The organism is Pelomonas sp. Root1217 (genome assembly GCF_001425705.1).
Classification (GTDB): Bacteria; Pseudomonadota; Gammaproteobacteria; order Burkholderiales; family Burkholderiaceae_C; genus Pelomonas.
On record NZ_LMDC01000023.1, the window covers coordinates 658,847 to 684,710 of the forward strand.

Here is a 25,864-nt window from a genome sequence, read left to right on the forward strand (position 1 = left end):
AAGAAAATACGCAGGCAAGTCAACCTACATTGCAGCCATGCAATACGAACTCGCTCCCGCCGACCTCGCCCTGGTGCTGGCGTTGCACCGTGCCGGCACGCTGGCCGCGGCCGGCGAGCGGCTCGGCGTCAATGCGTCCACCGTGTTCCGCATGCTGCAGCGCGTGGAGCGGGGCCTGAGCCAGCCACTGTTCGAACGCGGCCGGCGCGGCTACAAGGCCATGGAACTGGCCCGCACGCTGGCCGCCCAGGCCGAACAGGTGGAGGCTGCGCTGGAAGCCGCCCGCGCAGCCGCGCACTCCCAGCCTGGCCAGGCGGCGGGCACAGTGCGCCTCACGACCACCGACACGCTGCTGCACGGCCTTCTGGCCCCCGCGCTGGCTGCCCTGCACCGGGCTCAGCCGCGGCTGCAATTCGAGCTGCACACGGGCAACGAGCTGGCCAGCCTGACGCGGCGCGACGCCGACATCGCGCTGCGCGCCACCGCCAAGCCGCCGCCGCACCTGATCGGCCGGCGCGTCGGGCCGATCCGCGTCGCGCTTTACGCGGCGCGGTCGAGCGCCATCAAGCACTGGGACCAGGTCGAGGCCGGCACCGCCGCCTGGGTCGCGCCCGACGATGGCCTGCCCGAGCACCCCTCGGTGCGCTGGCGCCAGAGGCACTTCCCGACACTGCAGCCGGCGTTTCGCACGGGCAGCGTGCAGAGCGTGGCCGAGCTGGTGGCGCAGGGGCTGGGCGTGGGCGTGCTGCCGCTGTTCCTGGCCGAACCGAAGCGCGAGCTGCGCCGACTGACCGAGCCGCTGGACGAGGCCGAGACCGACCTCTGGCTGCTGACCCACCCCGAGACCCGGCACCTGCAGCGCGTGCAGACGGTCTGGAGCCACCTGGCCCAGGCGCTGGTGCTGGATTGACCCCTGTCAAGGCAAAAGCGCTTGACCTTGCCATGATGGGAAGCTTGACGATGCCAGCATGAACAGCACCACCGCCCCCGCCACCGCACTGAACGACGTGACACTGCAGGTCAGCGGCATGAGCTGCGCGTCCTGCGTGCGCCGCGTCGAGAAGGCCCTGCAGGCCGTGCCCGGCGTGCAGCAGGCCAGCGTCAACCTCGCCACCGAAAAAGCCAGCATCCAGGCGTTGCCCAATGTGCCCGCCGCTGCGCTGATGGCGGCCCTGGGCAAGGCCGGCTACCCGGCCACTCTCGTCGAAGCCGCCGCGCCGCCCGTGCCCGAAGTCCACGGCGGCCTGCCCGCCTGGTGGCCGGTCGCGTTGGGCGCCTTGATGAGCCTGCCGCTTATGCTGCCGATGCTGCTGGGTGTGATGCTGCCCGGCTGGCTGCAGCTGCTGCTTGCAACCCCGGTGCAGTTCGTGCTCGGCGCGCGCTTCTACCGCTCCGGCTGGGGCGCGTTGCGGGCCGGCAGCGGCAACATGGACCTGCTCGTCGCACTCGGCACCTCGGCGGCCTACGGCCTGTCGGTCTATCTGCTGGCACGCCACCCCGGCCACCCCCACCTCTACTTCGAGGCCTCGGCCGCCGTCATCACGCTGGTGCTGCTCGGCAAGTTCCTTGAGCAGCGCGCCAAGCGCCAGACCACCGATGCCATTCGCGCGCTGAGCGCGCTGCGGCCGGCGATGGCCCGCCTGCTGCGGGGTGAGGCCGAGGTGGAGGTGCCGGTGGCCGAAGTCCGTGTGGGCGACCTGGTCGCCGTGCGTCCCGGCGACCGCATCCCGGTGGATGGCGAGATCGTCAGCGGCCGCAGCCACGTGGACGAGTCGCTGATCACCGGCGAGAGCCTGCCGGTGGCCAAGGCCGAAGGCCAGCGCGTGACCGGCGGAGCCATCAATGCCGAGGGCGCGCTGACCGTGCGCACTACCGCCGTCGGCGCCGAGACGACACTGGCCCGCATCATCCGCATGGTCGAGTCGGCCCAGGCCGCCAAGGCGCCCATCCAGCGCATCGTCGACCGCGTCAGCGCCGTCTTCGTGCCCGTCGTGCTGGTGCTCGCGGCCCTCACCTTCGTCGGCTGGTGGCTGCACGGTACCGGCGCCGAAGCCGCCCTCGTCAACGCCGTGGCCGTCCTCGTCATCGCCTGCCCCTGCGCCCTGGGCCTGGCCACGCCGACGACGCTGATGGCCGGCACCGGCGTCGCGGCGCGCCAGGGCATCCTCATCAAGGACGCCGAAGCGCTGGAACTGGCGCATGCGGTGACGGTCGTCGCCTTCGACAAGACCGGCACGCTGACCGTCGGCCAGCCCACGCTGACCGCCACTCTGCCGGCCGCAGATGTGAGCCGCGAGGAACTTCTGCAACTGGCCGCCGCACTGCAGCGCACGAGCACCCATCCGCTGGCCCGTGCCGTGCTCGCCGAGGCCAGGGGCCTGCCGGCGTTGCCGGTCGAACAGGCCCGCGCGCTGCCGGGCCGCGGCGTGGAAGGGGTCGTGCAGGGCCGCCGCCTGTCGCTGGGCAGTGCACGGCTCGCGCAGGAACTGGGCGCGAGCGGCGGCGCGCTCGCGGCCGAGGCACAGCGGCTGGAGGCCGAGGGCCAGACCGTGTCCTGGCTGGTCGGCCAGGGCCGGCTGCTCGGCCTGCTGGCCTTTGGCGACCGCGTGAAGGACACGGCCGCCGAGGCCGTCGCCCAGCTGCATGCCCGCGGCATCCGCACTGTCATGCTGACCGGCGACAGCCACGGCGCGGCCGCCAGCGTGGCGCAGGCCCTGGGCATCACCGAGGTCCACGCCGAAGTGCTGCCGGCGGGCAAGGCCGCCGCCGTGCAACAGCTGCGCGAGGGCGGCGCGGTCGTCGCCTTCGTCGGCGACGGCATCAACGACGCGCCAGCGTTGGCGGCGGCGTCGGTCGGCTTTGCGATGGCCGGCGGCGCCGACGTGGCCACCGAAGCGGCCGGTGTGACGCTGATGCGCGGCGACCCGCGCCTCGTCGCCGATGCGCTGGATGTGTCGCGCCTGACCTATGCCAAGATCCGCCAGGGCCTGTTCTGGGCCTTTGCCTACAACGTCGTCGGCATCCCGCTCGCGGCCTTCGGACTGCTCAACCCCGTCATTGCCGGCGCGGCCATGGCCTTCAGCAGCGTCAGCGTCGTCGCCAATGCACTGACGCTCAAGCGCTGGCGCGGCCGGGCCGCGGAGGCACAGCAATGAACATCGGTGAAGCCGCCCAGGCCTCGGGCGTGTCGGCCAAGATGATCCGGCATTACGAGAGCATCGGCCTGTTCGCTCAACCGGTGCGCAGCGAGTCGGGCTACCGCATCTATGGCGAGCGTGAAGTCCATCTGCTGCGCTTCATCCGCCACTCGCGCGACCTCGGCTTCTCGCTGGAGCAGATCCGCGCACTGCTCGGCCTTTGGCAGGACCGGGATCGGCCCAGCCGTGAAGTTCGCGCGTTGGCGCAGACCCATCTGACCGAGCTGGAGACCAAGCTCGCCGAGCTGCAGGCGATGAAGGCGACGCTTGAGCAGCTGGTGCGCAGCTGCCACGGCGACGAGCGGGCCGACTGCCCCATCCTCGACACGCTGGAGGCCGGCCCCGAGGCGTTAACAAAGCGCTGACGCATCCGCGCTATCGTTGGCCATTTCCACCCACGCGAGCCCACGATGCGCCTCATCCTTCTCGCCGCCCTGGCCCTGGCCGCACAGGCTGTTCACGCCTCGTCCACCACCGCCTCTTCGGCCGCCGATGCCGGCTCGTCCGCGTCGGGCAGCGTGTCGGACTCCTTCAAGGGATCGTCCAACAGCAGCAGCGGCGACGAACGCCGCGCCGAAGGCCGCTACCGCGTCACCGAGGTGGCCCGGGCGGACACCGCTGGCAAGCTGCGCCTGAAGCTGGAGCGCGACGGCGCCGCGCCCGTCGAGCTGACGCTGCCCCAGCAGGCGCTGGCGGCGCGGGCCGTCAACGTCGGCGACGAGGTGCAGGCCACGCCACAGGCCTATGGCGTGGCCTTTGCGCATGCCGACACCGGCACGGCCTTCTTCCTCGTGCTGGAAGACGCCTGGCAGCGCGAGCTCACGACCCGCGTCGTCAAGCCTTGACCCAAACCGCCCTCGCGGCCGCGCTGCTGCTGACGGCCGCTGCCGCCCAGGCCGGCCTGCCGCCGCGGGGCTGCGACCCCAAGCACGACGTCACGGCCGCGCAGCAAGACAGGCTGCTGCGCTTTTCAGCCGTCGTCCGCCAGGCACTGGCCGAATCGGGCAGCCCGGCAGCGCTGATCTCGCGTTCAGGCACCGATCTGTCCCGCTTCGGCCTGCGCTATTCCCATGCCGGCATCGCGCTGGCCGACGGTCTGGACACGCCCTGGGCCGTGCGCCAGCTTTACTACGCCTGTGTCGAAGGTGCACCCCGTCTCTTCGACCAGGGCCTGGCCGGCTTCATCTCGGGCAGTGACAATGCCGACGTGGGCTATGTGAGCCTGCTGCTGCTGCCGCCTGAGGCCGCTGCGGCGCTGGCCGCCACGGCGCTGGACAAGCCGGTCGCCCTGGGCCTGCTCGATGTCCACTACAGCGCCAACGCCTACCCTTTCAGCACCCGCTACCAGAACTGCAACCAGTGGGTGGCCGAGCTGCTCGCCGCGGCCAGCGCCGGCCCCCGCACGCGGGCGGACGCCCAGGCCTGGCTGCAGCGCGAGGGCTATGCGCCCGCGCCGGTGCAGGCACCTGGCTGGCTGCTGCTGGCCGGCCACGCCATGCCCTGGCTGCACTTCGACGACCAGCCCCGCGACCAGCTGCGCGCCGGTGCCGTGCAGACCAGCCTGCCGGACAGCCTCGAAGCCTTCGCGTTGCGGCGCTGGCCGGCGGCGCGGCGCATCGAGTTGTGCCATGGGCCGCAGGGCGTCGTGCGACGCGAGGGCGGTGCCGCGCTGGCGGCGGGGTGCGTGCCGCAGCCGGGCGACCATGTCATGGCCTTGAAATGAACCCGCCGCCGGCGCCGCCCCCCATTGCGGGGGTAGCTGACCCGACCCACCAAAAATGAGGATGCGCAGCGCACCTGCGCTGCGCACAGTCCGCCCCCACAACAACGAGTTTCTTTTGGGGGCCGCAATGGACGAACTGATGGAACGGGCCGTGGAGACCACGGCGAGGGAGGAATTCACCGAAGGGGCCGAGCTGCGCGGCTCGTCCTTCGACTACCTGACGCAACCCGGCGCCGACCTGGCCGCCAAGGCCCAGGCCTTCCATGCCTGGGCTGAGAACCGTGTCGCGCACGGCGTCTTTCCCTATGCCAAGCGCCTGGGCGGGCGGCCTGGCGCGACGGCCGAACTCACGCTGCTGGATGGTCAGCGCCATGCGGGGCTGAACTTCTCGTCGCAGGAGTATTTGTCGCTGGCCCGCCACCCCAGGATCTGCGCCGCGGCGCAGGCAGCCATGGAGCGCTACGGCGTGCACAGCGCGGGCTCCACCGCACTGGCCGGCAATGTCGAGGAGGCGACCCTCCTGGAAGCGGAACTCGGCGAGCTGCTGCGCACGCCCGAGGTGCTGCTGTTCCCGACGGGGTGGGCCGCGGGCTTCGGGGCCATCAAGGGCCTGGTCCGCGAGGCCGACCACGTCATCATCGACCAGCTCGCTCACAACTGCCTGCACGAGGGCGCGCGGGCAGCAACGCCCAACGTGCACCTGCACCGCCATCTGGACGTCGACCATGTCGAGCGCCTGCTCAAGCGTGTGCGCCAACGTGACCCGCACAACGGCATCCTCGTCGTCACCGAGGGCTGCTTCTCGATGGACGCCGACTCGCCCGACATCCGCCGGCTGCAGTCGCTGGCGCGCGAGCATGGCGCGCTGCTGATGGTCGACGTGGCCCACGACCTGGGCTGCATGGGGCCGGGCGGCGGCGGCCAGCTTGAGCTGCAGGGTGTGCTGGGCCAGGTGGACCTGGTGATGGGGTCGTTCTCCAAGACCTTCGCATCCAACGGCGGCTTCGTGGCCACGCATGACCGCGCGATCAAGGAGTACCTGCGCTTCTATGCCGCGCCTAACACCTTCTCCAACGCGCTGTCGCCGGTGCAGGTGGCCATCGTGCGCGCCTGCTTAGGCCTGGTGCGCTCCGGCGAGGGGGTGGAGCGGCGTGACCGGCTGATGCGCGCCATCCTGGGTCTGCGCGGCGCGCTGACCGAGCAGGGCATCACCGTGCTGGGACATCCATCGCCGATCGTGCCGGTCATGCTGGGGCATGACGCACTCGCCCGCGTGGCCAGCCGCGAGATGGCCCAGGCGGGACTGCTGGCCAATCTCGTCGAGTACCCGGCCGTGTCGCTGAACAGCGCGCGGCTGCGCATGCAGGTCATGGCCGACCACACGCCCGCCCTGGCGCAAACGGCGGCGCGCATCGTGGCCGATTCATTGCAGCGCGCACGCGACCTGACCGGCCACGTGAACTGAAGCCCCTCGTCCAGTCTTGCTGGGCTGCACGCCAGCAAGTCTGACCGGTCCCCCGAGGGGACGGCGATGCTTGCCGGGTTGACCGGCAAGCACATCGCCATGGTGGGCCGGCTCGGGAGCGGCCCAGCGCTCGGCCCGAATACGAAATGCAGAGGATCAGCCCCGCGCCGGGATCTTGAGTCCGCGCTGCACGGCGGGGCGGGCGAGGAAGGCCTTGAGCACGCGGTCGACCTCGGCGAAGTCGGCATAGCCCACCAGCTCGCCGGCACCATAGAAGCCAATCAGGTTGTTCACCCAGGGCCAGGTGGCGATGTCGGCGATCGTGTACTCGTCACCGATCAGCCAATCGCGGCCTTTCAGATGAACGTCGAGCACGTTCAGCAGCCGGCGCGCCTCGGCCAGGTAACGGTCGCGCGGGCGCTTGTCTTCATAGTCCTTGCCGGCGAACTTGTGGAAGAAGCCGACCTGGCCAAACATCGGCCCGATGCCGCCCATCTGGAACATCAGCCACTGGATGGCCTCGTAACGCCGGGCGGGGTCGGCGGGCAAGAGCTGCCCGGTCTTGTCGGCCAGGTAGATCAGGATGGCGCCGCTCTCGAACAGCGGCAGCGGCTGGCCGCCGGGGCCGTTCGGGTCGATGATGGCAGGGATCTTGTTGTTCGGGTTGAGCGACAGGAACTCGGGGCTGAGCTGGTCGTTGGTGTCGAACTTGACCAGATGCGGCTCGTAGGCCAGGCCGATCTCCTCCAGCGCGATGGCCACCTTGACGCCGTTGGGCGTGGGCAGCGAATAGAGCTGCAAGCGCTCGGGGTGGGCGGCAGGCCATTTCTTCGTGATGGGGAAGCGGCTGAGGTCGGTCATGGCGAGTGGCGAAATGAGTTCGCAGCGACTTTAGAGCCGCCTGGCTTGGCCCTTCGTCAGACGGGGCATCGCACTTGGTGCAGCTCTCAGGCTTCGTCGGGCCAGGCCAGGCGGCGGACTTCGGAACTGGCTCGCAAGGTGTTGTCCACCTCGGCCACGGCATCCGTCTCGGCCAGCAGTTGCTCGATCTGCGGGCAAGTAACCGTTCCACATGCCTGGGAACCGGGTGGCAAGGCTCATCGCAGAAACCTCCCAATGCAATCCGACGACTATGCAGCAAACCATTGCCCCATCGCGGCGTGAAAATGCCCCCCATGTCAACCATCGCCCCCGCCGCCCCAGGGCCTTCACAGCCGTCGCGGCTTGCGCTCTACCTGCAGCTGATCCGCTGGGACCGCCCCGCCGGCTGGCTGCTGCTGCTGTGGCCGACGCTGTCGGCGCTGTGGATCGCGGCGGATGGCTGGCCGGGCTGGCATCTGCTGGCCGTCTTCACCCTCGGCACGGTGTTGATGCGCTCGGCGGGCTGCTGCGTCAACGACGTGGCCGACCGCGATTTCGACCGCCATGTGCAGCGCACCGCCGCGCGGCCGGTGACGACGGGTGCGGTGTCGGTGAAGGAGGCCTTGATCCTCGGCGCGGTGCTGTCCCTGGTGTCCTTCGGCCTGGTGCTGACGACCAACCCGCCCACCATCCTGCTGAGCTTCGCGGCGCTGGCCGTCGCCATCGCCTACCCGTTTGCCAAGCGCGTGCTGGCCATGCCCCAGGCCGTGCTGGGCGTGGCCTTTTCCTTCGGCATTCCGATGGCCTTTGCCGCGGCCCTGGGCGGCATGGAATGGAACCTGCGCGCGGTGCCGCTGTCGGCCTGGGCGCTGCTCGTGGCCAACCTGTTCTGGGTGCTGGCCTATGACACGGAATACGCGATGGTGGACCGTGATGACGACCTGAAGATCGGCCTGCGCTCCTCGGCCATCGCGCTGGGCCGCTGGGACGTGCCCGGCATCATGATCTTCTACACCGCCTATCTGGCCATGTGGGCGGGCCTGGGCCTGCGCCTGGGCCTCGGGCGCTGGTTCTTGCTCGGCATCGCAGTGGCCGCAGCCCAGGCGCTGTGGCACTACAAGCTGATCCACCGGCGCAGCCGCGCGGGCTGCTTCACGGCCTTCCGCTCCAACCACTGGCTGGGCTTTGCGGTTTTTGCCGGCACTGCGGTAGACCTGGCCCTGCGGTAGACCTGGCCCTGCGGTGACGTGGACCGCGGCACCGGGCTGGGCAGGATTCGGCGTGACGGAAGCCTCACGCGCATCGAGAAGCGCTGCGTGCGCTGACGTGTCCAGACCCTAGACTGCTGACCGCCCGAGGTGGCCGAGACCGCCTGCGCTCAATCAGGGAGTTTGTTGATGTCGTATCCGTTGCGCCGCGCAGCCGCGCTGGCCCTTCTTTTGCCTCTGCTGTTGGCGGGTTGTGGAGGCGGCGGTGGCCCGGCCGGCACGCCCGTTTTCCGCGCCGGCGACAGCCCGGGATCGTCGGGTGGCTCCACCAGCGGCGGCGGCAGCAACGGCAGCACCAGCTCGTCGCCCGACCCGGCCGGCCCGTCGGCCAGCTTCGCCCAGCAATGCGCCGCCAACAACACGCTGGCGGCCGGCAATCTGCGCACGTCGACGCTGGACACCGAGAAAAAGTGGCTGCGCGCCTATTTCGACGAGGCCTACCTCTGGCGCGAGCAGGTTCCGCAGGTGAACCCGTCACAGTCGGCCTACAGCGGCGCTGATGCCCATGCGGCCATGGACGCCTACTTCGAGGCGCTGAAAACCACCCAGACCACCGATACCGGCCAGCCGCGCGACCGTTTCAGCTTCACCTATCCGACCGACCAATGGACGGCGCTGACCCGCAACGCCGTCGAGGCCGGCTATGGCATCGAGTGGAAGCTGACCAGCCCGCTGCCGCCGCGGCAGATCCAGATCGCCTATGTCGAAGCGGGCAGCCCCGCCGATCGCGCGGGCCTGAGGCGCGGGGACCAGCTCATCAGCGTGGACAGCGTCAGCGCCGACGTCGGCGACCCCTTCGGCGTCGACGCGCTGAACGCCGCCCTCTTCCCCGATTCGGCCGATGCGCAGCACGACTTCACCTTCGCGCGCGGCGGCGTCACCCTCAGGCAACGCCTGACCAGCGCGGCTCTGACCAAGACGCCGGTGCCCATCAGCCGCATCGTGACGACGCCGCAGGGCACGCGTGCCGGCTACCTGCTGTTCAACGATCACATCGCGCCGGCGGAAGGCCAGCTGATCACGGCGATGCAGGGCTTCCAGGCCCAGGGCGTGCGCGAGCTGGTGCTGGACCTGCGCTACAACGGCGGCGGCTATCTCTACATTGCCAGCGAGCTGGCGACCATGATCGCTGGCACGGCGCGCACCGCGGGCCAGGCCTTCGAGACGCTGAAGTACAGCGCCAGGCGCAGTGCCGAAAACGAGACGACACCGTTCTACGACACCTCCTGCATCCTTGTCGGCAACAACTGCACGCAGGAGCAGCCACTGCCAACGCTGAATCTGACACGGGTCTATGTGCTGGCGCAGTCAGGCACCTGCTCGGCCAGCGAGGCCGTCATCAACGGCCTGCGCGGCGTGGGCGTCGATGTCGTGCTGATCGGCGGCAAGACCTGTGGCAAGCCCTATGGCTTCACGGCCAGGGACAACTGCGGCATCAGCTATTTCCCCATCGAGTTCACCGGCGTCAACGCGCAGGGCTTCGGTGACTACGCCGACGGCTTTGAGCCCAGCGCCAGCGGCACGGCCGGCACGCGCTTGGTCAAGGGTTGCAGCGTCGCCGACGACACCGGCCGTGCGCTGGGCGACCCCGCCGAAGCCATGTTGGCCACGGCCCTGGGCCACGTCGACAAGGGCAGCTGCCCGGTGCTGCCGAGCGCGGCCGCCGGCGCGCGGGTGCAGAACTCGGCCATTGGTGAAGGCGCCGCCGCGATGACGCTCAAGCGCCACCCGGCGCGCAGCAACCGCCTGCTGGTGGGCCGTTAGCCCGCCCGCGGGAACCTCTCTCGGATCGCATCCATCCAGCCCAATAGCGCCAGCGTCTCGGCGTGGGGCATGCGCGCGCTCTCGACCAGGCCTTGGCGGATGCAGGCCTGCGCCTCAGCAATCTCACCCTCGAAGCCGTTGAGGACAAAGGGAGCTTCGACGCGCCTGGCCGCCGACTGGTGCGCGTCGAGTTCGACGACTTCGGCGGACGAGAAACCTTGCGGAAAGCGCAGCGCCGCCCGGCTGCCCAGCACCTCGAAGGCATTCGCCGAGGCGGCGTCGAAGCCACAGCGAAACTGCGACGTGATGTCACCGGGGAAGTGAAGGGTCACGTTGACGGCCGCGTCCACGCCGGTCGGTGCCATCTTGACCTGCACGTCCATGGCGACGGGCTCGGGGCAGACACCGTCATTCATCTGCTGCAGCACCCAGCGCGTCACGGCGAGGTTGTAGATGCCGATGTCCCACAGGACGCCGCCGGCCAGTGCCGGGTTCCAGAGCCGGTGCTGGGGGTCGTAGCCGGCCGCGAAGCAGAAGCTCGATTGCATGGCACGCAGCTCGCCGATGGCACCCTCGCGCAGCCAGCGGCCGGCGATGTCATAGGCGGGCAGGAAACGCGTGCGCAGCGCCTCCATCAGGAAGACGCCCTGCCGGCGCGCGAGGTCCACCAGGGCCTGGCCATCGGCGCGCGTCGTGACCAGCGGCTTCTCGCACAACACGGCCTTGCCGGCTTCCAGCGCCGCACGGATGTATTCGCCATGGTGGGAGTGGGGTGTGGCGATGTAGACGGCGTCAATGGATGTGTCGGCCAGCAACTCAGGCAGCGCCGTTGTCACGCGCGCCGGCGCCTCGCCTTCGCGATGCCATTGCGCGGCATAGGCCTGGCCCTTGGCCGCGTCACGCGCGAACACGGCGGCGAGGCGAGCGCCGGGTACGGCGGGCAAGGCAGCGACAAAGTGGTTGGCGATGCCGCCGGGGCCGATCACGGCCCAGCGGAAGATGTCGTTGTCGCCGGGCACCGCTGAGGGCTTCAAGCCTTGTTGACGCCGCCAGGGAAGCGGGCGCGGATGGCGTCCATCCAGCCCAGCAAGCCCAGGGTCTCCGCATGCGGCATGCGCGGGCTCTCGACCAGGCCCTGGCGGATGCAGGCTTGCGCCTCGGCGATCTCGCCCTCGAAGCCGTTGATGACGAACGGCGTCGCGACACGCTCAGCCGGCGCCTTGCGCGTGACGAGTTCGACCGCCTCGGCCTGCCAGAAATCGACCGGGAAGCGCAGACCCGCTTTCGACCCCAGGGCCTCGAAGGCGTTGACCGAGGCGGCGTCGAAGCCGCAGCGGAACTGCGAGGTGACGCCGCCGGGAAAGTGCAGCGTCACATTGACGGCCGCGTCCACGCCGGTCGGCGCGATCTTGGCCTGCACGTCGATGGACTCGGGCTCGGGGCAGATGCCGCCGTTCATCTGCTGCAGCACCCAGCGCGTCACGGCCAGGTTATAGATGCCGATGTCCCACAGCGAGCCGCCGGCCAGGGCCGGGTTCCACTGGCGGTGCAGCGGGTCGTAGACGGAGGCGAAGCAAAAGCTCGACTGCATCGCGCGGAGCTCGCCAATGGCACCGTCGCGCAGCATGCGGCCGGCGAGGTCGTAGGCGGGCAGGAAGCGGGTCCACAGCGCCTCCATCAGGAAGACACCCTTGGCGCGTGCCAGGTCGATGAGGGTCTGGCCTTCGGCGCGCGTCGTCACCAGCGGCTTCTCGCACAGCACGGCCTTGCCGGCCTCCAGCGCAGCGCGGACGTATTCGCCGTGGTTGGAGTGAGGCGTGGCGATGTAGACGGCGTCGATGGCGGGGTCTGACAGCAGTTCTGGCAGCGCTGTCGTCACACGCGCCGGCGCTTCGCCTTCACGTTGCCACTGCCGCGCATAGGCTTCGCCCTTGGCGGCGTCGCGCGCGAACACGGTGGCAAGGCGGGCACCGGGCACTGCGGCCAAGGCGCCGGCAAAGCGGTTGGCAATGCCGCCGGGGCCGATCACGCCCCAGCGGAAGATGTCGTTGTCATGGGCCATGGCTGAGCGCTTTCACGAGGTCGGATTGCGTGAGGATGCCGACGAGCCTGGCTTGCTCGCCGACGATGGGAATGTGGTGGTGGCCGGTGGCTGAGAACAGCGGCACCAGTTCGGCGATGGGCCGCTCGGCGCTGGCCACGCGAACCTGGCGGCTCATGATCTGGCCGACGACCTCGGGCTTGGTCGAATGCGTTGTTGGCGACGGGCGCAGCAGCGTCTGCAGCCGACCCGCCAGGCCTTCGCGCTGCTGGCCTTCGGCTGCGCGCATGAAATCGGCGCGCGTGACGATGCCGACAATGCGCTGCACCCGGTCGACGACTGGCAGCGCCTTGATGCTGTGCTGCTGCAGCAGCGCCCAGGCCTCGGCCAGCGGCGTGCCGAACTCGACCGTGATGACGGGCGTGGACATGATGTCGGCGCAGCGCAGGCCACCCAGGCGGTTGCGATAGCTCAACATCTCGGCCTCGTGCAGCAGGTCGGCAAGATCGTCACGCGGCACGTCCAGCACCTGGTTGTAGCGGGCCAGCACGGCGTCTAGTTCGGCATCGCCGAAACGCGGCGGTGCCACGGTCGCACCCGCCGCTGGCGGTGCTGCCTGCGGCGCATGCTGGGCATGGGGATAGCGGCGGCCGGTGAGGCTGTTGTAGGCCATGCCGGCCAGCACCAGCAGCAGCGAGTTCAGCGCCACCGGCTGAGCAGCGAAATGCCAGTCGTGGGTGCTGGTCAGCACCATCAGCAGGCTGGCCGCGCCGCCGGGCGGATGCAGGCAGCGCAGCAGGAACATCGAGCCAATGGCCAGGGCCACCGCGACCGCGGCGACGCCGGCCGGCGGCAGCGGCAGCCAGGCCACGCAGGCAATGCCGACCAGGGCCGACACCGTGTTGCCGCCGACGACGGCCCAGGGCTGGGCCAGCGGGCTGGCCGGCACGCCGAAGACGAGCACGGCGCTGGCACCCAGCGGTGCGACCAGCCAGGGCAGGCCGGAGCCCATCGCGGCCCGGCTCAGCAGGCCGGCCAGCAACAGGCCCAGGCCGGCGCCGAGCACGACGCGCAGGCGCTCCCGCGCGTTGACGGCCTGCGGCGCAGGCCGCAGCGCGTTCAACAAGGTGAGCACACGGTCGGACAGGGAGACGGCGGTGGACATTGGGCGGCGGCAGGGCTGAGTAGCCGGGCCGCCGATTGTGTCCGCCGCCGGCGCCCGCGCCGGTTCAAACAGGTTTCATGTGCCCCTCGCCTGGTCATGTCACGCTGAACGCGGACAAGCCCAGTCGGTCCCCCTAGGGGACGGCGATGCGAGCGCCATTGAGCCACCCGCACATCGCCAAGGCGGGCCGGCTAGGGAGCGGCCCGTCGCTCGGCCCGAAGATGCCAAGCGGTGAGAAGACTCGCGTCAGGCTTTTCCGAGCAGGCCGCTCATCTGCGCCTTGAGCGTCAGCGCTTGGGCGCGGCGCTCCTTGGTCGCGGCGCGCTGGTAGGCGGTCTCGGCCTTCTCGCGCAGCGCCACGGCGCGCTCCAGGGCTTCCTGGTAGCGCTCGATGGTGTAGGTGTTCTCGGTGCCGATGTAGACGCTGCGCGCCAGCGGCGTCTCGCCGAAGCGGGGCAGGGTTACCGCGAAGCTGCAATCACGGACACGACTGCCGGCGCGCTGACGCACGATCGGGCCGGAGATGCCCGAGGGCAGGTCGCTCTGCTTCTTGCGGCTGGGCGTGCGGCGCAGGCGCGATGGCGCCGGCAGCGTTGCGATGCGTTTGAGCAGCTCCTTGGTGGCCATGGCCAACGCACGGCGAGCGCCGCTGCCGTCCTGGCTGTGGTCGGAGAACAGCTTGGTGCCGCCGTAGCGCAGCTGCCAGCCATGGGTCGACAAATGGTCGATTCTTTGAATGCATTGCGGCACGACAAAATGCTCGCCGCTGAAGATCACCACGTCACGCGTGTTCATCATTGCCCCCGGTCTTTCAGCCCACCTGTGCGTCATTGCACGGCGGGTCTACTAACGCCCCTCTGATACGGACTGAGTTTATGGGGTTTATGGGTCGCGCCGCGAATTTATGACTTCATGAAAACAGTTTCATTGCAAAACCGTCAGCTCAGCGACAGCTAAAGCGCGCGATCGAGCGGCCAGCGGCGTCGGGCGCGGGTGGCAATCCGGCCAGCCCAGCCGGCCTGCAGGCGAAGCCGCCGTTGCGGGGGAACCTTAGCGGCCGCGCTGCCCGGGCCGTTGGCCGGCCAAACCTGGATCGAACAGCTCCATCACCCGCAGTTGGGCGCCGCTGCGGCTGAACACCGAATTGCGCGACCACAACATCTGCGCCGACGGGGGCCGGCCGGTGGCCGCCAGCCATTGCCGCTCGGCATGGCGGCGCGTATGGCCGTGGCGGGACAGGCGGCGCGGTTGCAGCTCGCTGCGGTGGATGCGGTAGTCGTCGTAGAGCAGATGCGCCAGCGGCTTGCTGCCCAGGCCCTTGAGCGCTCGCCAGGGGCCCGTGGTGGCGCGCTGGTGCACGGCAGAGCGCGCCCAGACCAGCGGCTGGCCATCGACGCGCAGGATGACCTCGCGCACGACGGTCAGGCCGCGCGGCGGCAGCCCCAGAGCCGCGCGCTCCAGCGCTCGGAACGGCGCCACGCCCTGGCGCAGCACCTGCACCTCGAAGCGCTCGCCCAGCCGGGCCAGGCGGCGGCTCAATGAGCCTGGCGCCCGCAGCCAGTCGCGCAGGCTGTCTCGCGTCGCAATACCCACTCAGACGCCGAATTCTTTGCCGAGTTCGGCGGCACGCTTTTGTGCGGCAAGCACGGCACGCTGGATGGCCGTGTCAACGCCGTCACCCTGCATGGACGTGATGGCCGCATGCGTCGTGCCGCCCTTGCTCGTCACGCGCTCGCGCAGCGTGGTCGGCGACTCGTCGGACGCCAGGCCCAGGCCGGCCGCGCCGGCGCAGGTGGCCAGGGCCAGGCGGCGGCCCTGCTCGGCCGTGAGGCCCATGTCGACGGCCGCAGCCATCATGGCCTCGACGAAGAAGAAGAAATAGGCCGGGCCCGAGCCCGACAGGGCCGTCACGGCATCGAGGTCGTCCTCGCGCTCGACCCACAGCGTCTGGCCGGTCGGTTTGAGCAGGCGCTCGACGGTGGCGCGCTCGTCGGCGGACACGGCCGGCCGCGCATACAGGCCGGCGATGCCCTGGCCGATCAGCGCTGGCGTGTTGGGCATGGAACGCACGACACGCTCGCTGTTGGTGGCGGCGACGATGGACTCCGAGCGGATGCCGGCCATGACCGACAGATGCAGGGCAGCGCCGAGCCAGGCCTTGACCGGTTCGGCGGCGGCACCGAAAAGCTGGGGCTTGACGGCCCAGACGATGGTCTGCGCGTCGGCCAGGCCAGCATCGCCCGCGGCCAGCGCCGCGACGCCGAACTCGCCGACGAGCTTCTCGCGCTGCGGCGCATAGGGCTCGACGACGATGAACTGCGCGGGGCGCATGCCGGCGCGCAGCAGGCCGCCGATGATGGCGCTGGCCATGTTGCCGCCACCGACGAAGGCGATCTTTTCTGCACTCATGGGGCGCAAGTCTAGGGGAGCAGGGCCGACGAGAAACAAAGCAGCGACGTGGCGCGGCTATCGTTGCGGCTCATGAGCCTCCCCCGCCCCGCCCGCCGCTCGCTGCTGCTCCTGTGTGCTCTCGCCCTCGTCGGTTGCGCCGGCGGGCCACCGCCGCCCAAGCCCTGGGCCGAGACGGCGACGCGCGAACTGAATTTGTCGCTGAGCAGCTTCGAGCTGCAGGGCCGGCGCGTGTACATCACGCGCAGCGCGAGCGCTGCGGCGGCCCAGCCCGTCATCGTCTATCTGCCCGGCCTTGGGCAGGGTAGCGACGCCGGCCAGCGCTGGGCGGCCGCCTGGGCCCAGGCCGGCTACACGGTACTGGGCGTGCAGCCGCTGCAGGCCGATGCCGCCGCATGGCGTTCCGAGCTGGCCCGCACCGGCGAGTTCCGCGAACTCGGCCTGCTGCACTATGGCGACGCCCTGCGTGCCGAACGGCTCGACGCGCTGCACCGGCTGCTGCCGGCCCTTCGCGCGGCCCAGCCGGCACTGGACTGGGGCCATGCCAGCCTTGCCGGTTATGAGACCGGCGCACAGACTGCACTCGATGCACGTGCCGACGCCGACTGGCGGGCCGTCATTGCGATCAGCCCGCCAGCCATGCAGGCCCCGGCCGGCGGTGTCGCCACCTTGCTGATCACCAGCGAGATCGACCAGGACCCGCTCGGCCTGCTGCGCCGCCCCGCCGAGCGCAGGCAGGCCTTCGACAGCTTTGCGCCGGGCAGTGGCTGGTTGCTGAACCTCGGCGCCGTCTCGCATGCCGCCCTGGCCGGCACGATGGCGCCCGAAGGATTTCATGTGCAGGACCAGCATCACGGCCAGGCGCCGATCGGCGGCATGGGGGGTGGCCGCGGGCGCGGCGGCGCTGGCGGCGCTGGCGGCGAGGGCGGCGGCATGCACGGGCCGCAGGGCGGTGGCTCGCGCGGCCCTCGCAGCGGCAGCGCGACCGAGGCGGCCCAGTCCGACATCGGCGACGGCTTTCGGCTCAGCCACGCCTTCCTGGATGCGCAGTTGCGCGGCGGCGCACCGCTGTCGGCCGGCGGGCTGCTGACGTCGCGCTGAGCTCGTCTCATTACACTCCGCCGCCATCGACGGAGAGGGGCATGGGCGCGAGCGATGAACTGGATGGGCTGCTGCTGCAGGACGAACTGCTGCGCTCGCTGGAACGACCGGTCTGGGGGCTGTTCGGCCTGACGCTGGCAGCCGTCGTCGGCCTGCTTGGGCAGGCGCCAGCCCTCGCCGTGGTGGGGTGGATGGGCGCCTGGTTGCTCGGTCCCTGGATCATCAGCCGCGCAGCGCCGACGCTGCGCACGCCGCCCCTCATCAAATACCCGCTGTTCCTGAGCTGCGCCCTGCCCGTCCTGAGCCTGGCGGCGCCGCTGTATGTATGGCAGGCCTCAAAGACGCGGCGGGCCGAGCTCGCCACCGCCATCCGCCAGGCCGAGCTGCGCGAGCGCCGGCGTGGCCCTGAGGCGGCGGCCACGCCGGCGGCCCAGCGCGCGCCGGTCCAGCAGGCCCTGCCGGTGCTCCGCGGCGTCGCTGACGGCGTCGGGCCCGATGGGCAGGAGCTGCAGATGCGGGTAGCGCCTGGCCAGTTGCCGCCTGACCTCCCCAACGAGCCCGGCATGATGCCGCCGACCCGGGCGTGCGCCGGCGTCTTCGCCGTGGGCTATCACGTCGACGCTGGCTCGCATTGGGTGTCGGTGGGCCGCGACGAGATGGGCGCCGCGGGCATGAATTTGAATGTGCTGCATCGCCAGGCCCTGTCCAACCTGATGAAGCTCGTGAAAGGCCAGCCCGGCCTGCGGCTGGTCGACCATCCGCCCTATTACGGCCTGCTGCTGGACGGCGACCACGAGGCCTGCCTGGTGCTGCTGGATGGCCTGTGGGACCACCTGTTCGCCGACAAGACGCCCAACGGCGCCGTCGTTGCCATCCCGTCGCGCGATGTGCTGGCCTTCTGCGACGCCAACTCGGCCGAGGGCATTGCCGCGCTGCGCGAGGCCAGCCGGCGCATCGGGCCGGATGCCAAGGGCGCCATCACCCAGCAGCTGCTGCGCCGGCGCGACGGGCGCTGGTCAATCTTCGAGCCCTAGGAAGCCGCCGCTCTGGTGCGCCCAGAGCCGCGCGTAAATACCCCCCTGCGCCAGCAGCTCGGCGTGCGAGCCCTGCTCAACGATGCGGCCGGCATCCATCACCACCAGCCGGTCCAGCGCGGCGATGGTCGACAGCCGGTGGGCGATGGCGACGACCGTCTTGCCTTCCATCAGCGTGTAGAGGCTTTGCTGGATGGCGGCTTCGACCTCGCTGTCGAGTGCGCTGGTGGCCTCGTCCAGCAGCAGGATGGGTGCGTCCTTCAGCATGACGCGGGCAATGGCGATGCGCTGGCGCTGGCCGCCGCTGAGCTTGACGCCGCGCTCGCCGACATGGGCCTCGAAGCCGGTGCGGCCCTTGGGGTCGGACAGCGTGGCGATGAATTCGTCGGCGTGCGCCCGCTCGGCCGCGCGCTCCATCTCAACCTGGCTCGCGCTCGGGCGGCCGTAGAGGATGTTGTCGGCCACCGAGCGGTGCAGCAGCGAGGTGTCCTGCGTGACCATGCCGATGTGCTGGCGCAGCGAGTCCTGGGTGACGTGGCGGATGTCCTGGCCGTCGATCAGGATGCGGCCGCCGCCCTCCGGAATGTCGTACAGGCGCAGCAGCAGGTTCACCAGGGTGCTCTTGCCCGCGCCGCTGCGGCCAACCAGGCCGATCTTCTCGCCCGGCTTGATGTGCAGGTCCAGCCCATCGACGACGACCTTGCCATTGGGGTAGGCGAAGCGCAGGTTCTCGAAATGCACCTCGCCGCGCGGAACGGTCAGCGCGGCCGCGCCGTTCGCATCGGCGATCAGCTGCGGCTTGGACAGCGTGGCCAGCCCGTCCTGGACGGTGCCGATGTGCTCGAACAGCGACGCCATCTCCCACATGACCCAATGCGAGATGCCGTTCAGCCGCATGCCCATCGCCGTGGCCGCCGCTACCGCACCAACGCCGATGGCCGACACGCCCCAAAGCCACAGCGCCAGCAGCGCGGTGCTGCCGACCAGCAGGGCCGACAGCAGCGTGTTGACGATCTCGAAGCCGGTCACCAGGCGCATCTGGCCATAGGCCGTGGTCATGAAGTCCTGCATGGCCGACTTGGCATAGCTGGCCTCGCGTCGGCCGTGCGCAAAGAGCTTGACGGTGGCGATGTTGGTATAGGCGTCGGTGATGCGGCCGGTCATCAGGCTGCGCGCGTCGGCCTGGGCCTGGGCGATCTTGCCCAGGCGCGGCACGAAGTAGCGCAGCGCGACGATGTACAGGGCCAGCCAGACGCCAAAGGGCGCCATCAGCCGCGCGTCGAAGCTGGCGACGATGCCCACCAGCGTGCCGAAGTAGACGGCCACGTAGACGAGGATGTCGACGACGATGAGCCAGGTGTCGCGCACGGCCAGGGCCGTCTGCATGACCTTGGTGGCGATGCGACCGGCGAACTCGTCGCCGAAGAAGGCCAGGCTCTGGGCCAGCATGCGGCGATGGAAGATCCAGCGTAGCCGCATCGGGAAGTTGCCGAACACGCCCTGGTACTTCAGCAGCGCCTGCACGCTGGCCAGCACGATGCTGATGCCGAGCACCGCCAGCAGCATCACGATGACGGGCTGGGGTTGGCTCCACAGCTCGGCGGGCTTGACGGTGGCCAGCCAGTCCACCAGCGAGGCCATCAGGCTGAACAGCAGCGCCTCGGCCGCCGCGATGCCGGCCGTGAACAGCGTGACCGCCAGCAGATGCCGCCGCACGCCGTCCGCGCAGCGCCACAGGAAGGCGAAGAAGCTCGCGGGCGGCGCCGCACCGCTGGTTTCCGGATAGGGATCGACGAGGCGCTCGAAGCGCGAGATCAGGGGCTGGAACAACGACATCCGGCTAGTGTCGCCGGACAGCGTTGTCCGACTGCGCCGTGGGCCGTTCGGCGCCGGCGCCCCCGGCGCTGCCGAACCGGCCCCGCCCCAACTCCACCAGGCCTTCTGCACGGTGCAACAGGAAGAGCACGTCCAGGCCCATGCGCTGGGCCACGGCAAGGCCTTCGTCGGGGCCTGTGACCAACAGGGCCGTGGCCCAGGCATCGGCCTGCATGCAGCTGGGTGCCAGCACGGTGACCGATGCCACCGTGTTGTTCACGGGCGCGCGGCGGCGCGGGTCCATGGTGTGCGCAACGCGTACTCCGCCCATGTCCAGATAGCGGCGGTAGTCGCCCGAGGTGGCCACGGCCAGATCCGCCAGCTCGATGACGCCGTGCACCGCTCGGCGTCCCGCCTCCGGGCGCTCCAGCGCGACAGCCCATGGCACGCCGCCGGCCTGGCCGCCCAGCGCGCGCAGCTCGCCGTCCAGCGCCGCCAGTGCGTGCCGCACGCCATGCCGTTGCAGCACATGGGCCATGCGGTCCACCGCATAGCCCTTCGCAATGCCGCACAGATCGAGTTGCAAGGGCGCGTGCTTGCGAGCACGGCCAGCGGGCCTGTCCAGCTCCAGGCACCCATGCGCAGCAGGAGGTGGGGACCGGCGCACGGCGCGAATCGCTTGCGCGTCGGGTGCGTCGCGCACCGCACCAAACCCCCAGGCATCAACCAGCGCCCTTATGCAGGGGTCGAATGCACCCGCGCTCAGGCGGTGGACGTCAAGCGCACAGTCCAGCACCTGCAGGATTTCAGCGGGCAGGTCCACCCAGTCGTCCACGGGCGCGCGGTTCAGGCGCATGAGGTCGCTGGCCGGCTTCCAGGGCGACATCTGCTCGTCGACCTGCGCCACCGCAGCGGCGAGGTCTTGCTGCAAGGCGGCCACCTCCACGGTGTTGTCGACGTCGACGCTGGCGGACCAGCGTGTGCCCATGGTCGGGCCGTGCAGGGTGGCGCGCTTGCAGGGCGACACAGGCTCAGAAGACGTCTTCCGCATAGCGCTCTCTGGCTTTGAGCTTCGCGACGCTCAGCTGCAGGGGTGCCAGCACCGCGTCCAGTGTCTCTGCCACGCCGCGCGCCATGTCGCGGCTTCCGCATACGCGCACGATGGCGCCTTGCGCCATCAGGCCGCACACGCGCGCGGCGTCTCGGCGCAGGGCGTCCTGCACGTAGCCGCCGCCGTCGGGCACGCGGGAGAAGGCCGTCTGCAAGGTCGCCAGGCGCCCGTCGCTGAGCCAGTGCTCAATGTCAGGGCGGAAGTAGAAGTCCCGCGCCGGGTCGCGCCCGCCAAAGTACAGGTGCATCGGGCGGTGACCGTCGTTGCGGCGGATGAAGCCGGCCAGCGGCGCCACGCCGGTGCCTGCCCCGATCAGCAGCACCTCATGCCGCGTTCGCGGCAGTGCAAAGTCGGGGTTGGCGCGGATGAAGGCGGTGATGCGGTCTCCCGTTTGCAGGCCCAGCAAATGCGTGGAGCACAGGCCGCCGGGCATCTGGCGTACGCAGATTTCGAGAAACCCGTCTGCACAGCCCGACGCCAGCGAGTAGTAGCGCGGCACGGCCGACCCCGGCGGCAAGATCGCGACGAGATCGCCGGCCACAAACCGCGCCAGCCCGTGCCCGCGCAGGCGTGCGCCCACACCCTGCTCAGGCCGCGCAAAGCGCAGGATTGCCGCGGCCTGCCCGTAGGCGTCGGGAAAGTCCTGGCGTGCCGTGAGCGTGAGCGTCGTCGTGGGTGGCAGGCGCGGAACATGCTCCAGCACCAGGGGTTCGCCCAGCGCCTGTGCCAGGGCAACGCCCCAACGCCCGAACTGTTGGGCCGATTGTTGGTGGATGCAGTCGAGCGGCAGCAGCGCGGGCCAGCCCCGGTCGCGCAGCGTCTGATCGAGCGCCTTGGCAAAGGCGCAGAAGGCCGGGTATTGCCGGTCGCCAAAGCCCAGCACCGTCACCGGCACGGCGCCGGCATCGAGCTTGGCGATGTGCGCCAGCGCGTGGGCGGCGTGGGCCGGGGCCTGGCCTTCGCCATAGGTCGCTGCAAGCACAAGCACCTGCCGCGCGGCGGCCGTGGTTCGAAAGTTCTCCAGCGCGCTGAGGTGAACGCGATGGCCACCTCGGCCCAGCGCGTCGCTAAGCGTCTGGGCGAACCCCCAGGTGCTCCCGCCTTCGCTGGCAACGAAGATGAGCACGTCGGCCCCTGCCAGCGGGGCATTGCCCGTGATGCGCGGTGCCAGGCGGCGAGCCTGCCACCAGATGAGCAGGCCCGACAGCCAGAACACCAGCACGCTGGCGCTCGCAAGCCCGAGCACCACGGCCCAGGGCCAAGCCGCCTCGCCGGTGTGCAGCACGACGGCCAGGTCGTAGACGCGCTGCGCCAGGGTCGCGTCCTGCCAGGCCAGCATCCGGCCCGAGTACCGGTCTATCCAGCCTTGACCCTGGGCCGTGGTGACCTTCCAGGTGTCCTGGGCGTCGGCGGCGCCGGGAAGGCTCAGCTTGCGCAAGTCGCGCACGGCCAGGCCTTGGAGCGCGGCGAGTTGCGCGCCGGGCAGGAACGTGCCAGTTCCCACCGAGGCCACCTCCGGCTCGGCGCTGGCGTCCAGGTCCACCAGCCCCAGCGTCGAGGCGCTCATGGTCAGCGCCGTGAGCGATGTCAGGCAGAGCACGGCGAGCACCACACGGCCCGCAACCACGTGGATGCGCTGCGCCAACGTCCCATGCACCCGCGCCGCCAGGCGTCGCCAGCCGCCCATGCGCCGAAGCAGGAGCACCAGGGCCGAGCTGCACAACAAGCCCATGGCCAGCGCAATGCCCGCTGCACCCCAGCGCCCGGCGTCGCCCAGCAGCAGCGAGCGGTGCAGGTTCTTGACCCAGCGCGGGAGCGCCGAGGCCTGCCATGCACCCAGCACCCGGCCATCGGCGGGGTCCACGTAAGACGCCTGTGGCTGGTCGCCGGCAAAGCCGAACACCACGATGGCGCCCGACGGCAGGCGGCGAATTTCGTCCGCACCCGGGATGTTGCGCGTCACGCGCTCCACCAGCGTGGCCACCGGCAGATCGCCCGGTGCGGCCGGTGCCTGCCAGCTCTGCTGGACCGGGTCGGCCGCCAGCATCGCGCCGGTGACGCCCAGCACCACGGCCAGCGTGCCAAGGGTCAGGCCCAGCCAGCGGTGGACTTTCCTCCAGCCCATGCAGGCCCTTTCACTTGAGTTGGAGAGTCACCGAGTGGAGGTATTGCTTGCCGGCCTGCGGCTTGCCGACGCTGGCGGTGGCCAGCGGTACGCGGACCTCTGAGGGGCTGTCCCGCATGTCTTCTGCAGCGGCGTCGATACGGATCTCATAGCCCGCGTCGATCAGCGCGTCCGCCAGGTCGGCGGTGACGGTCAGCGTGCGGCCGGCGCCCACGCTGGCGCCGGTCACGCCATCGAGGCGCTTGGCGTCAGCTGCCGAAAGCCGGTACCAGTCGGACAGGTGCTTGTAGTACTTGGCCTTGCCGCCGGCCACCCACAGCGTGCGCACATAGGCGCCTTTGGCATCGGTCAGGTAGGCCGCCAGGTAGGCACCGTCGCCGCCGTAAGCCTTGAGCTGCGCCGTCAGCGTCAGCGGGCGGCTGTGTGCCAGGGCGGGAAGGGCCAGCGCGCAGGCGGTGGCCAGAATCGTCAATAGAGGTTTGGGCATGGCGAAGTTTCTGTGGGGAATGGATCACTCGATCCGGCCGCGCGGCGCGGTTGCAGGAGTCGATACAGGCGATGGCGCGGAGGCGCCGTCCGAGGGCGGCGTGCGGCTCGGCCTCCCTGCCCCGTCGTCGTCGCCGTCATGCCTGCGGGCGCGCCAGGGTTCGTCCTGCTTCATCTTCAAAACCTTCAGGGTTTCCGGGTCGATCTTGGCTTTGAAGGCGCGTCCCTGAGCGTCCGTGCCGCGAATCTCATAGCAGCCATCGTCTATCTTCAGCTGCTGGATCTGCCAGCCCTTCGCGTCAGCCATCAGCCGCACCGCTTCGCGCGTCTGCCAGCGCGGCAGCGGCGCATCGCAATGGTTGTCGGCGCTTGCGGGCAGAACAGCCGAAACCAGCAACAGAACGAGCACGCCTGGCCGCACGGAGGGGGGGTATTTCATGGGATCTCCTTCCGAACGGTTGGCGTCGCAGGCTTCAGGGCCACGAGTGGCTTTGGTCGACCCGCCATGGAACCGCAGCAACGCTGAATGGCATTGTGGAAATACCAACTTAAGGCATGCTGAATGGCTCGGTCATTCGGCGTTCAGCGCTCCAAATGAGGCGCCATCTGCGGCAGCGCTGCTGAAGGTAGTCCCGCGCCCCATCGCGGTCCTTGCGCTGGATCAGCAGGGCGTCAATCAGCCAGGCGAACTTGCGGACGTGAGAACCCGCTGAAGCAATACCCCGATGGCCGGTACCGGCGGGGCAACGCGGATCGTCCGACAGCGCCGCGCAGCCATAGGCATCGGAAGTCGCCATCCTTGGACACGATCAAACTCATGCTCGCAGCGAAGCGGCAGAGTTGGGCATCGGTCGTTGCTTCCAGGCCGAGCCAACCGACTCCGGCGCAACCGGCATGGCGCTTACTGGCTGGCCGCAGATGCCGGCAGCTGCGGCGGCACCGGCACGACCACGCCCGGCGACAGCGAGATCTCATCGACCAGCGTGACGCCGGTGACGAAGTAGCGCGTCTCGCCGAAGCAGGAGCCCGGCAGGCCAACCTTCTCCTCGTAATGCAGGTTGACGCGCCGGCCCATGAGCTTGTTGATGGCCTGGGCGGCGGCCTCATCGTGCACCGTGAAGTAGAACTTTTCGACGCTGGCCGTACCCGGCAGCGACACCAGCGCCTGCTCGCCCTCCCAGGTCTTGCAGATCCAGCCTTTGCGCGAGAGTTTCTGCACCCAGCCGGCGCGCTCGCCGTCGGAGTAGCTCCAACGCCAGGCAAAGGCGAACCAGGCCGCGACCAGCAGCAGCAGGGCGACGACGGACAGGGCGATCTTCAGGCGCATGGCGATGTCTGGGGAGCCGGGGCGCGGCGATTGTGCTTCAGAGCATGCCCATCAACATCATGCCCAGCCCGACGATGCTGACCGTCCATACCGCCGTGCGCAGGTAGGGAATGCCGGCCAGATACACGGCCAGGAACACCACGCGGGCCCACAGGAAGACCTGGGCACCGAGCAGCACGCGTTCGTTGGCTGCACCGGCCGCCTGTGCAACCAGGGCCAGGGCCGCGAAGAACAGCAGGTTCTCCAAGCTGTTGGCCGCCGCGCGCTGCGCACGGCCGGCCAGCGGCGTGGCCTCGGGCATGTGGTCGCGGTTGCCCATCGCCAGCATCAGGCCTTTGGGCGTCCAGGCCCGCGCCCGGATGAGACTCGCCATGAGGGCGCTGAGCCAGGTGAGCAAGGTCATGCAGACGACGAACGACATCAGCTTGGGCATGGAGTTCCTCGGGGAGTTGCTGCGCCGGACCGACGCGCGCGGATCATCCTCCCGGACTGCCGAAACGGGCCTGAGAACGAACCCGCGCCTTTTCGGCCTCGATCTCGCGGTTCTTCGGCTCGGCGGTTGTCACCAGCGACGCGATCAGGGCACGCGCCTCGTCGGCAATCGCCGCCACTGCATGGTCGAAGGCCGCCGCGTTGGCCTGCGAGGGCACGTTGAAGCCGCTGAGCTTGCGCACGAACTGCAGCGCAGCGTCGCGGATCTCGAGTTCGGTGGCCGGTGGCTCGAAGTTGAACAGGGTGCGGATATTGCGGCACATGGGGCTGTCCTTGATTCAGCTGGCCTGCGGATGCCGCTCGCGCCAGGCCCGCAGGGCTTGGCGGTACTCGTCCTTGGCCAGGTCGTACAGATCGAAGATGCAGGGGTCGCAGCCATTGCCGCAGCAGGCGTCCAGGTCAGGCTCGGGCGGCGGCTGGGGCATGGGGTCGGATTCTGGCGGGGGCGGGGGCGGGGGCGTCAGCATGGGCATGGCAGGC

Annotated in this window: 27 protein-coding genes; 10 read left to right on the forward strand and 17 right to left on the reverse strand. The window is 70.0% G+C overall.

Going from position 1 to position 25,864, the window contains the following annotated elements; genetic code table 11:
• Positions 1-37 precede the first annotated feature (37 nt).
• The 6 genes from ASC95_RS17310 to ASC95_RS17335 all read left to right on the forward strand — a co-directional run bounded on the left by ASC95_RS17310 (position 38) and on the right by ASC95_RS17335 (position 6,385).
• Positions 38-910: a LysR family transcriptional regulator gene (locus tag ASC95_RS17310; protein WP_057298944.1), complete on the forward strand. Its 873-nt coding sequence runs from the start codon at positions 38-40 to the stop codon at positions 908-910.
• 58 nt (positions 911-968) lie between these two features.
• Positions 969-3,155 (forward strand): cation-translocating P-type ATPase, encoded by a 2,187-nt coding sequence (locus tag ASC95_RS17315; protein ID WP_057298945.1) that lies wholly within the window; start codon positions 969-971, stop codon positions 3,153-3,155.
• Positions 3,152-3,562: a Cu(I)-responsive transcriptional regulator gene (gene cueR / locus ASC95_RS17320; RefSeq protein ID WP_057298946.1), complete on the forward strand. Its 411-nt coding sequence runs from the start codon at positions 3,152-3,154 to the stop codon at positions 3,560-3,562. The genes ASC95_RS17315 and cueR overlap by 4 nt, the downstream gene beginning before the upstream one ends.
• Before the next feature lie 45 nt (positions 3,563-3,607).
• Entirely contained in the window at positions 3,608-4,042 is a 435-nt protein-coding gene (locus ASC95_RS17325) for a hypothetical protein (RefSeq protein WP_057298947.1), read from the forward strand.
• Complete coding sequence (locus ASC95_RS17330; protein ID WP_057298948.1) at positions 4,039-4,920, forward strand: DUF2145 domain-containing protein; 882 nt, start codon at positions 4,039-4,041, stop codon at positions 4,918-4,920. The genes ASC95_RS17325 and ASC95_RS17330 overlap by 4 nt, the downstream gene beginning before the upstream one ends.
• 127 nt (positions 4,921-5,047) lie before the next feature.
• On the forward strand, positions 5,048-6,385 hold the full coding sequence (locus tag ASC95_RS17335; RefSeq protein WP_057298949.1) for an aminotransferase class I/II-fold pyridoxal phosphate-dependent enzyme: 1,338 nt from the start codon (positions 5,048-5,050) through the stop codon (positions 6,383-6,385).
• A 156-nt stretch (positions 6,386-6,541) separates the two neighbouring features.
• Here the strand turns inward: ASC95_RS17335 and ASC95_RS17340 are convergent, their stop codons facing one another.
• Positions 6,542-7,246 (reverse strand): glutathione S-transferase N-terminal domain-containing protein, encoded by a 705-nt coding sequence (locus ASC95_RS17340; RefSeq protein WP_057298950.1) that lies wholly within the window; start codon positions 7,244-7,246, stop codon positions 6,542-6,544.
• Positions 7,247-7,332: 86 nt separating this feature from the next.
• The gene (locus ASC95_RS30785; protein WP_157256366.1) at positions 7,333-7,479 is read right to left on the reverse strand and encodes a hypothetical protein; all 147 of its coding nucleotides are present in this window, start codon (positions 7,477-7,479) and stop codon (positions 7,333-7,335) included.
• A gap of 81 nt (positions 7,480-7,560) precedes the next feature.
• On the opposite strand from ASC95_RS30785, the gene ubiA reads away from it, so the two are divergent.
• Both ubiA and ASC95_RS17350 read left to right on the forward strand, forming a co-directional pair.
• Positions 7,561-8,475: a 4-hydroxybenzoate octaprenyltransferase gene (gene ubiA / locus ASC95_RS17345; protein WP_057298951.1), complete on the forward strand. Its 915-nt coding sequence runs from the start codon at positions 7,561-7,563 to the stop codon at positions 8,473-8,475.
• Between the two features lie 168 nt (positions 8,476-8,643).
• Complete coding sequence (locus tag ASC95_RS17350) at positions 8,644-10,278, forward strand: S41 family peptidase (protein ID WP_057298952.1); 1,635 nt, start codon at positions 8,644-8,646, stop codon at positions 10,276-10,278.
• Here ASC95_RS17350 and ASC95_RS17355 read toward each other — a convergent pair.
• The 6 genes from ASC95_RS17355 to proC form a co-directional block, all read right to left on the reverse strand.
• The gene (locus ASC95_RS17355; RefSeq protein WP_057298953.1) at positions 10,275-11,312 is read right to left on the reverse strand and encodes a Gfo/Idh/MocA family protein; all 1,038 of its coding nucleotides are present in this window, start codon (positions 11,310-11,312) and stop codon (positions 10,275-10,277) included. The two genes, ASC95_RS17350 and ASC95_RS17355, sit on opposite strands and share 4 nt — an antisense overlap.
• Positions 11,309-12,340, reverse strand: coding sequence for a Gfo/Idh/MocA family protein (locus tag ASC95_RS17360; RefSeq protein WP_057298954.1), 1,032 nt, complete (start codon positions 12,338-12,340; stop codon positions 11,309-11,311). Before ASC95_RS17360 ends, ASC95_RS17355 begins: the two co-directional genes overlap by 4 nt.
• Positions 12,330-13,484, reverse strand: a complete 1,155-nt coding sequence (locus ASC95_RS17365) for an HPP family protein (RefSeq protein WP_057298955.1) — start codon at positions 13,482-13,484, stop codon at positions 12,330-12,332. The genes ASC95_RS17360 and ASC95_RS17365 overlap by 11 nt, the downstream gene beginning before the upstream one ends.
• Before the next feature lie 246 nt (positions 13,485-13,730).
• The gene (locus ASC95_RS17370; protein ID WP_057299068.1) at positions 13,731-14,279 is read right to left on the reverse strand and encodes a hypothetical protein; all 549 of its coding nucleotides are present in this window, start codon (positions 14,277-14,279) and stop codon (positions 13,731-13,733) included.
• A 255-nt stretch (positions 14,280-14,534) separates the two neighbouring features.
• Positions 14,535-15,077 carry a chorismate lyase gene (locus ASC95_RS17375; RefSeq protein WP_057298956.1) on the reverse strand — a complete coding sequence of 181 codons (543 nt, stop codon included), beginning with the start codon at positions 15,075-15,077 and terminating at the stop codon, positions 14,535-14,537.
• The gene (proC, locus tag ASC95_RS17380) at positions 15,078-15,893 is read right to left on the reverse strand and encodes a pyrroline-5-carboxylate reductase (protein WP_057298957.1); all 816 of its coding nucleotides are present in this window, start codon (positions 15,891-15,893) and stop codon (positions 15,078-15,080) included.
• A 72-nt stretch (positions 15,894-15,965) separates the two neighbouring features.
• Here proC and ASC95_RS30790 point away from each other — a divergent pair, with 72 nt between their 5' ends.
• Both ASC95_RS30790 and ASC95_RS17390 read left to right on the forward strand, forming a co-directional pair.
• The gene (locus tag ASC95_RS30790) at positions 15,966-16,994 is read left to right on the forward strand and encodes a hypothetical protein (RefSeq protein WP_057298958.1); all 1,029 of its coding nucleotides are present in this window, start codon (positions 15,966-15,968) and stop codon (positions 16,992-16,994) included.
• Between the two features lie 41 nt (positions 16,995-17,035).
• Positions 17,036-18,028 (forward strand): hypothetical protein, encoded by a 993-nt coding sequence (locus ASC95_RS17390; protein WP_057298959.1) that lies wholly within the window; start codon positions 17,036-17,038, stop codon positions 18,026-18,028.
• On the opposite strand, the gene ASC95_RS17395 is transcribed toward ASC95_RS17390, so the two are convergent.
• The 9 genes from ASC95_RS17395 to ASC95_RS17440 form a co-directional block, all read right to left on the reverse strand.
• The gene (locus tag ASC95_RS17395) at positions 18,011-19,846 is read right to left on the reverse strand and encodes an ABC transporter ATP-binding protein (protein ID WP_057299069.1); all 1,836 of its coding nucleotides are present in this window, start codon (positions 19,844-19,846) and stop codon (positions 18,011-18,013) included. The two genes, ASC95_RS17390 and ASC95_RS17395, sit on opposite strands and share 18 nt — an antisense overlap.
• Positions 19,847-19,868: 22 nt before the next feature.
• On the reverse strand, positions 19,869-20,894 hold the full coding sequence (locus ASC95_RS17400) for an FAD:protein FMN transferase (RefSeq protein ID WP_057298960.1): 1,026 nt from the start codon (positions 20,892-20,894) through the stop codon (positions 19,869-19,871).
• Positions 20,875-23,079 carry a PepSY domain-containing protein gene (locus tag ASC95_RS17405; RefSeq protein WP_057298961.1) on the reverse strand — a complete coding sequence of 735 codons (2,205 nt, stop codon included), beginning with the start codon at positions 23,077-23,079 and terminating at the stop codon, positions 20,875-20,877. Before ASC95_RS17405 ends, ASC95_RS17400 begins: the two co-directional genes overlap by 20 nt.
• Positions 23,080-23,089: 10 nt before the next feature.
• Entirely contained in the window at positions 23,090-23,566 is a 477-nt protein-coding gene (locus ASC95_RS17410; RefSeq protein ID WP_057298962.1) for a DUF2271 domain-containing protein, read from the reverse strand.
• Positions 23,567-23,590: 24 nt separating this feature from the next.
• The gene (locus tag ASC95_RS17415; RefSeq protein ID WP_057298963.1) at positions 23,591-24,004 is read right to left on the reverse strand and encodes a PepSY domain-containing protein; all 414 of its coding nucleotides are present in this window, start codon (positions 24,002-24,004) and stop codon (positions 23,591-23,593) included.
• Positions 24,005-24,466: 462 nt separating this feature from the next.
• The gene (locus tag ASC95_RS17425) at positions 24,467-24,892 is read right to left on the reverse strand and encodes a hypothetical protein (RefSeq protein ID WP_057298965.1); all 426 of its coding nucleotides are present in this window, start codon (positions 24,890-24,892) and stop codon (positions 24,467-24,469) included.
• A gap of 37 nt (positions 24,893-24,929) precedes the next feature.
• Positions 24,930-25,325, reverse strand: a complete 396-nt coding sequence (locus ASC95_RS17430; protein ID WP_057298966.1) for an MAPEG family protein — start codon at positions 25,323-25,325, stop codon at positions 24,930-24,932.
• A gap of 43 nt (positions 25,326-25,368) precedes the next feature.
• Positions 25,369-25,647, reverse strand: a complete 279-nt coding sequence (locus tag ASC95_RS17435; RefSeq protein WP_057298967.1) for a DUF2277 domain-containing protein — start codon at positions 25,645-25,647, stop codon at positions 25,369-25,371.
• Positions 25,648-25,662: 15 nt separating this feature from the next.
• Positions 25,663-25,851, reverse strand: coding sequence for an oxidoreductase-like domain-containing protein (locus ASC95_RS17440; protein WP_057299070.1), 189 nt, complete (start codon positions 25,849-25,851; stop codon positions 25,663-25,665).
• Positions 25,852-25,864: the final 13 nt, after the last annotated feature.